Raw genomic sequence first — 13,226 nt, 5'->3', positions numbered from 1 at the left:
ATAATACAGATTATAATTTATTAAACTAATAACATTCATTAGTAAAAATAATAAAATTAGTTTTTAATCAATTAATAATTTTTCCCATATTTGATCTAGATGATTAGAAAATGAATCAAATAAATTTAAATCATCAGATGCAACCCATGAAACAAGATCCCCTATATATAATGCAAAAATAATTGTAGACATTTCATTAGAATCAATATTTTTCTTAATTTTTCCTGATTTTATATCATCATCGATAAAATTTTTTACTATATTAATAATGTTTGATTTAGTATTATTATAATTATCTTTTAAAAATTTATATTTTCTAAAACTACTTAAAAAAAGTCCTGCTAACTTTTTATAATCAATTTTTTTACCACTATATGTGATATTATTGAATTCTTTTTTGTTTAAATCATATCGAATAGATTTAGAATAATATAATTTTATTTTATCTATAGTTGGAACTTTTGAGTTTATGATTTTTTCAGAAGGTATATTAAAATAATAATAGATATATGTTTCCATTACTTCAATAATCAAGTCATTTTTAGTCTTAAAATAGTGAAAAAAGCCCCCATTGCTGATATTTGCTTTTTCCATTATTTTAGTAACAGGAACATTCTCAATTCCATAATCTAAAAAAAGTAAAAATGCTGATTCAATAATTTCATCTCTTTTACTCATATTTTTAGTCTCCTCGAATAAATTATATATAAAATTTGTATAGTTATACAATACATAGTATAAGACATGAAATTTTATATATATTAAAAATTTCTAAATAATGAAAAATTTCATCATTCACTTTAAAATTAAATTTAAAGTATATATAACCATTTTATAAAAATGTTTAAAATAAAATTTTCCATGACTATAACTATAATTTTATGTCCATCATGAAATAATAAGTAAAGTTACATTTCATTAATTATATATTTGTCATGATACTTTGTCATGAAAATCTATAATATTATACTTACTATTGATATATATTATTTTAAGAATAAAAACATTGTTATAATTTATTGACAAGCAACCAATTATGTTTTTGTTAAACAAGGTTAATATTTTTTAAATTTAATTAAAAAATATTCAAATTATTTTAAATAAAAATACATTCTTCATTTTAATATATATCTTAATTAAACAAAAATATCGTACATAACCAATCCATTTAAAAAAAATTTAGAAAAAAATATTTTAAAAAATGACTTTGTAGAAAGTCCTCTTTAATATCACTAAATTGATAAAAATTTAGAATTAAAATGATCTATTTTAATATTAAAGAAGAATTAACAAATTATGGTGTACTACTTAAAAATTGTAACTAATACTTATTTTCACATTTTTTTGTAAAAATTTCTAAAAATACTTTAATTCGAATCTGAAGAACGTTTCAAAATTAAGTATTAATCAAAATTAATCATCTATAGTAAATTTTGGTAATATACTATAATTTCACAAAGAGAATTATTAAATATGAAAAAGAAGTGTTTCTACAAATCCTAAAAATAAAATAAATTATGCAAAAAATATGAAGAAAAAGTATAATCAATAGATAGATCAATAACAATTTATCATAATAATATAAAATACTTTTGAAAATGAATTAAATGTGTAATCATAAAATAAAAACAAATGACTACACATATTGACAATGCTTATTATTCTAAATATACAATTGGCTTTATTAATTCTCTTGGTTTGTCTTTCATTAGAATGAGTGAATCTTCAATTGAATCAAAACCATTAAATTTGTGTGAAATCATTTTAGATGGATCAAGTCTACCATATTTAACCATATCAATTAATCTTTCCATCCTATTTCTACCTCCAGGACATAATCCCCCTTTAATTGTTTTATGACTCATTCCCATTCCCCAACCTAATAATGGTATTGGTATGGTATCTTGTTTACTGAAATAATTAACATTACTTATGTTTCCACCAGCTTTAGTCATATTAATAGCATCCATCATTATACTTTCATTACCTCCAGCAATAATAACAGCATCAGCACCTTTACAATCAGTTTTTTCCATTACTTGTTCTACAGTATCTCCATCGTGATAATCGATTATATCTGTAGCACCATATTCTTTAGCTAGTTTTACAAGGTTCGGTCTACTTCCAACGGCAAATATTCTTCCAGCCCCATTTAATTTAGCTCCTGCTACAGCCATTAGACCTACTGGGCCAATTCCAAGAACTACTACTGTGTCTCCAAATTTAATATCTGCGTTTTCTACCCCATGAAATCCTGTTGTAACCATGTCAGATATCATAACACCATTTTCTACAGAAACTTCATCAGGCAAAATAGCTAAATTCATATCGGCTTGTGTAACTTTAAATAAGTTAGCAAAAACACCATCAACAACAGCGGTGAATTTATATGCTCCTAGAGCGTCGTCTATTTTTTGACAATATCCTGTTTCATAAACAGCATGTTGTGGGTTTCCGTTTTGAATTGCTTCACAATCCCAATCTGGAACAATTGCAGGTACAATTACTCTATCTCCAGGTTTAAAGTCTCTAACTTCATCTCCAACTTCTTCAACTATTCCAACAGCTTCGTGTCCAAGTATAGCATCATGTAAATCTCCAAGAGTACCATCAAATACTGTGTGTACATCTGATGAACATGGTGCTACAGCTATAGGTCTTATAAGGGCATCTCTTCTACCTATTTCAGGTTTATCTTTTTCAACCCATCCTACTTCACCAATTTTTTTCATAGCTAATCCTTTTACTTTCATAAAATAATTCCTCCTTTTATTTAAAATTATTCATCATAAAAAAAACAATTTAGTAACTAATTAATTTTAGATAGCTAAAAATATAATAGCTATCCAAATCCTAATTAGTTAAATAATTTATTTTTCCATTTGAGCGATGAAAATTAAACTAATATTATTTTTGTTTTAATCCAGTTATTCTTAATCCACCATAATGTGTTTTATATCTTATATTTAACCCGATCAAAAGAGATGTTATTCTTTCAACTGTTCTTGCTTGCTCTAAAGGTCCTGCATCAATACATTCAATTCCAGGGATTTTTTCAATTAATTCACTCACGATTTTTTTAGAATCAGCATCATCACCAGATATAAGACAATCACAATCAACTTTTTCATTAAAATTCATTAAACTAGAAGAACTTATATTATTAAATGCTGATACTATTTTTGCTCCATTTCCTTTTAAAATAGCTTCTGTTTCCTCAGCAGCAGATCCTTCCCAAGGAATAAAATAAGTCATAGGTGTACCACCAAGATTAGACTGTAAAGGAACAGTAGCATCAACAAATATTTTTCCATTTACAAATTCCTTTACAGATTCTAATGTTGGTTTTTGAGCGGTTATTGGTACAGTCAATATTAATATATCACCTTTTTTTGCAGCATCTTCATTAGATAATCCTTCAATATTATCTAAATTTTTTTCTTTAAGTAATTCTTTAATTTCTTCTACAGCTTTTTCAGCTTTTTCAGCTTTACGGGAACCAATAATCACATTTTCACCCGCTTGAACAAAACGAATGGCAATGCCTAAACCTTGATCACCAGTACCACCAAGAATTGCAATTTTCATAGTTTTTTCTCCTTATATTTTTTTTATTAATAAACCAATAGTAAAAAACCATTGTTTAAAGAGATTTTTGTTTTTATAATATTTAAACATTCCGTTTACTCTCTCTGTAATAATATTTCAGAAAAAAATAATAAATTATTGAATATAACTAATATATTAAATCCATTCTAAAGTCTACATAAAAGTAGAATTATGTAAAATACCAAATGAAACAAGACAAAGAATAAAAAACTATTATAAAAATATTACTATCTAAAACAAGCCAAATATAATTAAAAGAATAAAAAATCAGAAACTAAAGAAAAATAAAACAAAAACAATGATATCTTATATTAATATACATAAACAGCTGAAAAAATGCTTTTTATTTTCTTTAAATTAAAATTAAATAATTATATAAAAAATAAAAAAATTTTAACTCACCTAATAATATTAACATATTTAATTTTTCCAAAAGTATATTATACTACTTATTATTCATTGTAAATTTTATATGAACTTATTACTAAAATTTTAAAAGATATAATTTATATGAATTAAAAAGTTATATTTAATTATAAAAATAATTTAATTAATAACAAGTAATTAGAATATGTTGCATAAAATATTCTTTAATTAAAATAGTATCTATCAGTTCCATGACAAATTATAAACATTTATATTGGATAATCTCTATTGTAATGACTGGAGGAATAGTCTGTGGTTTAAATATCGCAGGAATTTCAGGAGCAGTTAGTCAAATTCAGAATATTTTTAATTTAGATGATAATGGAATAGGAATAGTAGTAAGTTCGCTTACTATTGGATGTATTATAGGATCCATGATATTGGGCTATTCATCAGAAAAATATGGCAGAAAAAAAACATTAATTTTAACTTCAGTACTGTTCACTATTTCTTCAATAGGTAGTGCATTATCTACTTCCCCCTTGTCATTAATATTTTATCGTTTTATTGGAGGAATAGCTGTTGGAACAATTTCATTTTTAGGACCTTTATATATTTCAGAGATATCCCCTCCAAAAATTAGAGGAAAACTCGTTTCTCTAAGCCAGTTTGCCATTGTTATTGGTATTCTTTTAGCTTATATTTTTGACTATTTTTTAATAGATATAACCAATTCTTGGAGATATATGTTATTAGTTCCATTTATTTTCAGCATCATATATATGGTACTTTCAACCATTTATCTTCCTGAAAGTCCACGATGGTTAGTAATTAATAACAAAAAATCAGAAGCAAAAAATGTTTTTGAAAAAATAGAAGGGAAGAAGTTAGCTAAAAAATATATAAATAACATAGAAGAATCTTTATCTATAAAAAATAAAATATCGTTTAAATATTTCTTAAAAGGGAATATTAGGAAGATAATATTAATAGGACTACTTTTAGCTATTTTTCAGCAAGTTGTAGGGATAAATGCTGTTATAACTTATGCTCCAATGATATTTGAAAATATAGGAATTCAATCCCAAAATGCATTATTACAATCAATTTTAATAGGTTTTGTGAATTTTTCAGCTACTATTATTGCACTTTGGTTAATTGATAAGAAAGGTCGTAAAATATTGCTTATTTACGGAGCAATAGGGATGACAATAACATTATTATATCTTACTTATGCTTTTAGTTTTAGTCAAAGCAATATTTTAATACTAATAGCTATTTTAATGTATGTTATATTCTATGCATCCTCGTTTGCACCTATTCTTGGAGTTATTAATTCAGAAATATTTTCAAATAACTTCCGAGGAATAGGTATGTCATTTGCAGCTGCAATAAATTGGTTATCTGCGTTTTTAGTAGTTCAATTTTCTCCATATATTATAAATAATTTAGGAGGGTCTGTGTTATTTGGAATTTTTGCAGTCTTTAGCTTATTAGCACTAATATTTGTTAAACTTTATATTCCTGAAACAAAAAATAAGTCTTTAGAAGAAATAGAAAAAGAATTAAATTCATAAAAACAATATTTTTAATAAATTAACATTATTGAGTAATATTTTAATTTATTAAATGAAATTAATATTATTAGCTAAATTATTAATTAAATTATTAATCAATTTATAAATTCAATATTATCTAATTATTATTTGGATTATTAGTTAATATTATTATTTAAGTTAAAATTAAGTTTTTAGTTAAATTATTATTAATATTATTAGTTAATAATATTAATTAATGTTATTAGTTAATATTATTTTAATTTCTATTAAAAATCATAATAGTTGTAATAACAGTGAAATATTAAAAATTAAAGGTTTATAAATATAAAATTTATAAAGTATTAATGGTTGCTGGTATTTAATGAATCCATAAACCTAGTTTTAATTTCTTCAGGACTAAAATCTATAATTGGAGAATCAGCATTTCCTGGAAGAATCTTATAGTGGATGAAAACAGGGCCTTCACATTCATCAAGTAAAATATCCTCAAAATCAATATCATTATAATCATGACAATTTTTAAAGCCAATACTTTTAGCTACTTCTAAAAGATCAATATTTTGTGCATAAGTACATTGATTACCAGTAGAACCATAACATCCATTATCAAAAACAACGAGGATGAGATTTTTTGGATTTTGATTGTAAATTGTGACTAATGATCCCATGTTCATTAAAACAGAGCCATCACCATCAAAAACAATTATTTTTTCTTTATTTTTTTTAAAATCATTTGCATTGGTAATAGAATTATCATTAGCAATAGCCAATCCTAGACCAATAGAAGAAGCAAGCCCCATTGATCCTAACATGTAAAAATTCTTGGATCTATCTTTAATTTCAAAAAGCTCTCTAGAAGGAAATCCAATATTACATACAATAATCTCATCATCAACATATTGCATTATATCTAATATTGCATCAAAACGTTTCATAATATTGAATCCTTAAAATTTATTTAATATTTGTAATTTGTTTAAAAATCACCAGTAGTTTATATCTAATAATATTGAAATAGGAGATCCTTCATCAACAGACAAATCCCAGGATTTAGATATAATATCTTTTGAATCGATGGGATTTTTAGGATTAAAATGTTCTAATTCCATTGCATCTAATACTTTTGGAGTTGCTTTACCCATTGGGACTTGACCCACTATTGGTTCTCCTTCAGTTCCCCTATGACTCATTATCATTACAATTGGCAAAGAATATAGCTGGTAAAGAGATCCTAAAGCATTTACACAGTTGCCAAGACCAGAGTTCTGCATTAAAATAGCAGTTTTTTTACCTCCGAAATAAGCTCCAGCACATACTCCAAGCCCTTCCTCTTCTCTTGTAACTGGAACATGAATGATATCTTCATCTTCATCAATTATTTCGAGTATTTTTCCAAGATTTACACAAGGAACACTAACAATAAAATTAATTCCAGCTGATTTCAATCCTTGATAAACTGCTTCACTACTATCCAATTAAAAAACCTCATTTATAAAAAAATATGAATAATTTAAATTTATATTATTAAATATAAATAACAATTTAGGTTTAAAATAATTTAAGTTTAAAATAATTTAAATATTAAGTAATATATTTTAAAATAATTTAAATAAGAAATAAGTTAGTTTAATAATACCAATAATTAATAAGAATAATTATAAAGATAATCATTAAATTTAATAACCATTAAAAAACTTATAACTAAAAAACTTATAATTTAATATTCCTGATTATTCAGAGATATATTCATTAATATCGATATCTAAACCATTACAAATTTCCTTTAAATTATCATATAGTTTTTTATCCACAGCTAACCCCGATTTTTCATTCTCAGCAATATTTTTCACTTCAAGATCACCAGGAATAAAAGTATTTCCAGTTTCACGAACTTCAGTAACAAACTTTTCATTTTTTTCTTTAAATTCATCAAGATCAACAAATTTAGAAGGATCAATAGCTATGAAAAGGTCACCCTTAGTACATTTTTGTGTATGATTAGCTGTTCCTTTAACTCCAGTTCCAACAGAAGCATTAACCAAAGTTCCGGTCATTAATTCAATCATAAAAGCTAAAGCATACCCTTTATGTGCACCGAATGGCAATATAGATCCTTTCAAAGCTTCAGCAGGGTCTGTTGTAGGCTTACCTTCACTATCTAAAGCAACACCTTCAGGTATCTCTTCGCCTTTTCTTAGAGATTCTAATAATTTCCCTCTAGCTGAAGCAGAAGTAGCCATATCAACAGCAATGTATGTATCTTTAGAAGGAATTCCTATAGCAATGGGGTTAGTTCCAATCATAGGTTTATTTGCTCCTAAAGGAGCAATAGCTGGTTCAGTATTAGCAGTAACAATACCTATAACATCATTTCTTATAGCTAAATCAGAATAATATCCAGTAACTCCAAAATGATTAGAATTATGTGTTCCTACAGCTGCTATGCCCATTTTTTTAGCTTTTTCAATTGCCAACATCATAGATTTATAAGCAACTAATTGTCCAAAAAGACCATTACCATTTACAAGAGCCATAGCATCGGTTTCTCTTTCAATTTTGAGATCTCCATCAGTTTTAATATTACCATTCTCAATACCATGAATGTATTGAGGGAATCTTCCAATTCCATGAGAAGTAAATCCTTTTAAATCAGCATCCAAAGTAGCATCGGCTACAATTTCAGCATCTTCTTTATTCAAACCTAATTTAGTTAATATTGCTATTAAAAGTGATTTTTCTTTTTCCGCTGTTAATATCATTAAAACACCCTAAATATTTTAAATTTTTTATCTTATAAATAATATTCCTTCTTATAATAATATTTCTCATAAATAATCGTTATTATTATTAATATACTTATTATTTTAATATATTTACTACATACTTATTATAATTAATAAATGTTAATTTTAGTAAAAGCATTTATAATTAATAAATAATACTTATCATAAATAATAATATTTAAAATAGTTATATTAATAAAATAGCTAAAATGAATAATTTATATATTCAATTTTCAATATATTTAAAACTAATTTATTTTAAATAATATATCTAAAATCAAATTATTAATTAGCATTTTCAAGCCAATTTATCTCAATTAACTAATTTTAATATTCAATTTCATTAGATTTAAAAGTTGTAATTTTGACTTTATTGGAATCTGATGTTACTTTACCTATTTTATATGCTTCACAATTGTTTTTTAAATTATCTAATGCTTCATCTGCATCTTCCTCAGAAACAATTACAACAAAACCAATACCCATATTGAATACTTTATACATTTCTTCTAAAGATACTCCCTGATCATATATTAATTTAAAAATTTCTTGAGGTTCAGGAAGGCTATTTATGTCAAAACCAACATTTTTATTTAGTCTTTTAAGATTATTAAATCCACCACCAGTTATATGAGCTAAACCTTTTATATTTAGATTATTTTCAAGTAAATCAACAATTGGTTTAACATATAATTCTGTTGGACGTAACAATTCTTCTCCAATAGTAGTATTTTGATCATTTGGTAAGGGATCATTAATATCAAATTTATTATTTTCAAGAAGAGTTTTTCTAGCTAAACTCAAACCATTACTATGAATACCACTACTTCTAATACCAATAAGAATATCTCCATCAGAAATATTTGCACCAGTTATAATTTTATCAAGGTCAACAAAACCAATTCCAGTTCCAGCAAGATCAAAATCATTCACTACTTCTGGAAGTGAAGCTGTTTCTCCACCAATTATAGCTATTCTTGAAAGTTTTGCACCATAAGCAAGGCCCTCAGCAATTTTTTCAGCGATTTCAGGATTAGGCTCTTCAACAGCTAAATAATCAACTAAAGCTATTGGTTCTGCACCTACGCATAGTATATCGTTTACAACCATCGCAATACAATCAATACCAATAGTATCATATTTTTCCATCATCTTAGCCACTAATATTTTACTACCAACACCATCAGTACTCATTGCAATTCCACGATTGCCAATTTTAACTAAAGCTGCAAAATGCCCACTTTCAGTTATAATATCCCTATATTTTAAGGTTGGTTTTAATTTTTCTGCCAATTTGGCAACTGTAACTTCTTCAAGATCTATGTCAACTCCAGAATCGGAATAGGTAACCATTTACTCACCATTTTCTAAAACAAATTAATGATTAAAATATTATATAAAAAACTCAACTATATCTATCTTTAACGATATCTAAAACTTAATTATATCTAGACTTAATAATTTCTAAATTTAATTATATCTAATTTAACTAACCTAAACTTAATATATAGACTTAAATATATAATAATTCAATTTTAATATAATAATTAACTTTATATCAACTTAAAACCTTTATATCAACCTAATACTATATTATAATGATTTAAAAAATTAAATATAGATTAACATTTTGCAATAAAATTTATTATAAAGTTTGTATGAAAATCCATTATACTAATATTCTTATACAATGAATATTTATTGATTTCATATTATTTATAATTATTATATTAAAAAACTATTATATTAGAGTCATTTATTGAATTCTAGTAGATTCTAAATTAAGCGGTGTCTTAGTTTCAATTTTATAACTTCTATGAACACTTGAAGCTAGATCCAATGTTTTATATGCATCACCATGACACATTATAACTTTTTCTGGTCGTGGAGAAAGTTTCTTTACATATTCCATTAATTGGCGCCTATTAGAATGACCACTGAAACCTTCAATAGTTTTAATCTCCATTTTAACATTATAAAGCTTAGTCTTACCTTCTTCTTTTAGAGGAATTTCTTTCCATCCTTTCTGTATTCTTCTACCAAGAGAACCTTCAGATTGATATCCAACAAATATAAGGGTGCTTTTTTCATCTTCACTCAACCATTTAAAGTATTCAACAGAATTACCACCAGTCAACATACCAGAAGTTGAAAGAATAATACAAGGCTCACCTTCCACAATATCTTTCCTTTCATTAACATTTTGAACTTTATGGAAAGATTCTGAAATAAACGGATTCCTACCCATATGGAATATTTGATCCCTAAGATCTTTGCTTAAGTATTCTGGCCTTGCAGTATGAATAGCTGTAGCTTCCCAAATCATACCATCAATATAAATTGGAACTTCTTCTATCATACCATGACGCATATACTCTTCTAAAACAATCATTAATTCTTGAGCTCTTCCAACAGCAAAAACAGGAATTAAAACTTTTCCTCCACGCTTAAGAGTTTTATAGATAGTTTTCATCATCTGTTTTTCAGCATTATTTCTTGAAGGTTGAACATCCTCATGACCACCATATGTACTTTCCATAACAACAGTTTCAACTCTTGGGAATCTAGCTGTAGCAGGTTCTAAAAGTCTACTTCTTTCATATTTAAAGTCCCCAGTATAAACCATATTATGTTGACCATCACCAATATGCATATGAGACATTGCAGAACCAAGAATATGTCCCGCATTATGGAGAGTAAGACGAATATCAGGAGAAATATCAGTTACTTCACCATAATCAAGAGTTATTGTATGTTTAATACTTTTTTGAACATGTTTAATATTAAATGGAAGAGGATCATCTTCTCTATGAGCAATATCAATATGATCAAGTTGAAGTAGTGTCATCAAGTCCCTAGTTGGAGCAGTACAATAAATAGGACCTTCATAACCATAATGATAAAGATAAGGTAAAAATCCAGTATGGTCCAAGTGAGCATGTGAAATTACTACTGCATCAAGATCAGATAAGGAAAATTCTGGAACATTAAGGAATGGATATGCGCTTTTTTCATCTCCAGCAACATTAACTCCACAATCAAGAAGAACACGACTATTTGGTGTTTGAAGTAACATGCATGAACGACCAACTTCTCTAAATCCTCCCATGGAAGTTAATCTTGCCCATTCATTTTCATATTTTGAACCTTGATGTATTCTAGTACCAAGATCTTGTAATATCTTTTTTCTTTCTTTACTATTGTGTTTAAGAGTATTTCTAACTCTTTCAATAATTTCAGAAGATATTGGAGGAGTTCTTAATATTTTAGGAGCCCAACCAGTATTTTTAACAACTTCTCTAGAAGTTACTCCATATTTCCCAATAACAAGCCCTGGTTTTTTAGCTTCAATGACAACTTCACCAGTTACTTCATCAAAATATATATTTGTAATTTTTGCTTCTTCTGGTACAATTTCATGTATTTTGTCAATTGTTTTTTCAGGATCTAAAAGTACTGATTTATCAGATCTGATTATGATTCTCTTTCTTAGGTCTTTAGCTAAATTTCTAATCAAATCTCCATTTTCAGTTATTATTTCTGGATTTTTTGTATAAATAACAACTTCTGGACCTTCAAATTCAACTTTAGCTACTTGCACTCTTTCAGGAAGTCTTTGTACGATTGTTTTTTTGATTTCTTCAAGAATCTCTGAAGTCATATAATCACTTTGAAAAATGAGATGTGTAAAAATCTTGATTTAAACAAAAATTATCTAAAAATTCTAAATATTTTATATTATCCTTTCTAAATATTTTATATATTCTAAATTTTATATTATCCCAAATAATTAAATAATTCAAAAATAATTCAAAAATCTGAAATATAGTCTAAAATAATACGATCTTTGAAATTTATGTATTTTAAAATGTTTAATTAATATGAAACAAATTATTATATTATATAAAAATGATTTCTAGAAATCTCTAAAAATTCCTAGAAATGAAATATTAGTATTATAAATATTAAAAATATTATAAGAATTTTTAATTTAAGTTTTGTAAAAAATGTATTTTCATGAAAACAGTCTTTAACAAATAATATTTTGTTTGCTCAAGTCTTTCCAAATACACATATTTTAATAAAATAAGTTTTAATAAATAAAAAATGTAAAATTAGCTAAATTAACTAATTTCTTTTAATTTTGCTTCAATAACATCTTTAGATAACATTTCGAAGCCTTTTTCACTGTTAACAGTAGCTACTAAAATACCATTTCCAGAATAAGTATCACGTTCCATAGCTGCTCTAATAGCCCTAATAGCTACATCAACACCCTCTTCAACAGTAATATCTTCTTTTACTCTGTCTTCTAGTACACCATAGGAAAAAGTAGAACCAGATCCAGTAGATATAAATGAATCTTTAATCATTCCTCCTGCAGGATCAAGAGAATAAATTGAAGCCCCATTCTCATCGACTCCACCAAGTAAAGTTTGAACATATAATGGAGAAGAATGTAAAATATTTGCAGCTAAAGCTGAAGCAGATTCAATGCTAATATTCTCACCATTTCTCATTTTATATAATGAAACTTCAGCACTTATAACTTTCATTAAACTTTGTGCATCAGCAACAGATCCTGCAATTGTAGCTGCAATATGATCATCAATTTTGAATATTTTTTCTGCGACTTTATGAGCTACTAAATTTCCCATACTAGCTCTTCTTTCGCTAGCGAAGACAACACCATCAGTGCATGTAATGCCTACAGTTGTAGTGCCTTCTAATGTATCTAATGTGTTTTTATTATTCATCCAATAACACCTCTTAATGGTAATAATTCTATTAAACAATAATTCTATTTTGAATTATAATATAAGCTTTAATAATATAAATTTTAATAATACGAATTTTAATAATTAATATAAGTTTTAATTAATATAAATTTTAGCAATACTGATAATTA

General features: G+C 26.0%; 10 protein-coding genes. 1 reads left to right on the top strand and 9 read right to left on the bottom strand.

The features are described from left to right. Nucleotides 1-63 precede the first annotated feature (63 nt). The 3 genes from MarbSA_RS07500 to npdG form a co-directional block, all read right to left on the bottom strand. Nucleotides 64-678: a TetR/AcrR family transcriptional regulator gene (locus tag MarbSA_RS07500; protein ID WP_221061309.1), complete on the bottom strand. Its 615-nt coding sequence runs from the start codon at nt 676-678 to the stop codon at nt 64-66. A 980-nt stretch (nt 679-1,658) separates the two neighbouring features. Further along, nucleotides 1,659-2,753 (bottom strand): NAD(P)-dependent alcohol dehydrogenase, encoded by a 1,095-nt coding sequence (locus tag MarbSA_RS07495; protein ID WP_221061308.1) that lies wholly within the window; start codon nt 2,751-2,753, stop codon nt 1,659-1,661. Nucleotides 2,754-2,907: 154 nt separating this feature from the next. Beyond that, entirely contained in the window at nt 2,908-3,588 is a 681-nt protein-coding gene (npdG, locus tag MarbSA_RS07490; RefSeq protein WP_054834954.1) for an NADPH-dependent F420 reductase, read from the bottom strand. Nucleotides 3,589-4,226: 638 nt separating this feature from the next. On the opposite strand from npdG, the gene MarbSA_RS07485 reads away from it, so the two are divergent. Continuing rightward, the gene (locus MarbSA_RS07485; protein ID WP_221061307.1) at nt 4,227-5,552 is read left to right on the top strand and encodes a sugar porter family MFS transporter; all 1,326 of its coding nucleotides are present in this window, start codon (nt 4,227-4,229) and stop codon (nt 5,550-5,552) included. Nucleotides 5,553-5,875: 323 nt separating this feature from the next. Here the strand turns inward: MarbSA_RS07485 and comE are convergent, their stop codons facing one another. The 6 genes from comE to psmB all read right to left on the bottom strand — a co-directional run bounded on the left by comE (nt 5,876) and on the right by psmB (nt 13,074). Then, entirely contained in the window at nt 5,876-6,469 is a 594-nt protein-coding gene (gene comE / locus MarbSA_RS07480) for a sulfopyruvate decarboxylase subunit beta (protein ID WP_054835685.1), read from the bottom strand. Between the two features lie 48 nt (nt 6,470-6,517). Next, a complete protein-coding gene (gene comD, locus MarbSA_RS07475) occupies nt 6,518-7,009 on the bottom strand; it encodes a sulfopyruvate decarboxylase subunit alpha (RefSeq protein WP_221061306.1) in 492 nt (163 codons plus the stop codon). 255 nt (nt 7,010-7,264) lie between these two features. Next, the gene (comC, locus tag MarbSA_RS07470; protein ID WP_221061305.1) at nt 7,265-8,293 is read right to left on the bottom strand and encodes an L-sulfolactate dehydrogenase; all 1,029 of its coding nucleotides are present in this window, start codon (nt 8,291-8,293) and stop codon (nt 7,265-7,267) included. A 351-nt stretch (nt 8,294-8,644) separates the two neighbouring features. Then, a complete protein-coding gene (gene purM, locus MarbSA_RS07465) occupies nt 8,645-9,670 on the bottom strand; it encodes a phosphoribosylformylglycinamidine cyclo-ligase (protein ID WP_054835892.1) in 1,026 nt (341 codons plus the stop codon). 403 nt (nt 9,671-10,073) lie between these two features. Continuing rightward, nucleotides 10,074-11,978, bottom strand: coding sequence for a beta-CASP ribonuclease aCPSF1 (locus MarbSA_RS07460; protein WP_054835546.1), 1,905 nt, complete (start codon nt 11,976-11,978; stop codon nt 10,074-10,076). Between the two features lie 463 nt (nt 11,979-12,441). Then, nucleotides 12,442-13,074, bottom strand: coding sequence for an archaeal proteasome endopeptidase complex subunit beta (gene psmB, locus MarbSA_RS07455; protein WP_042702987.1), 633 nt, complete (start codon nt 13,072-13,074; stop codon nt 12,442-12,444). Nucleotides 13,075-13,226 lie beyond the last annotated feature (152 nt).

The organism is Methanobrevibacter arboriphilus, from assembly GCF_019669925.1.
Taxonomy (GTDB): domain Archaea; phylum Methanobacteriota; class Methanobacteria; order Methanobacteriales; family Methanobacteriaceae; genus Methanobinarius; species Methanobinarius arboriphilus_A.
This window is presented reverse-complemented; position numbering and strand designations above follow the sequence as displayed.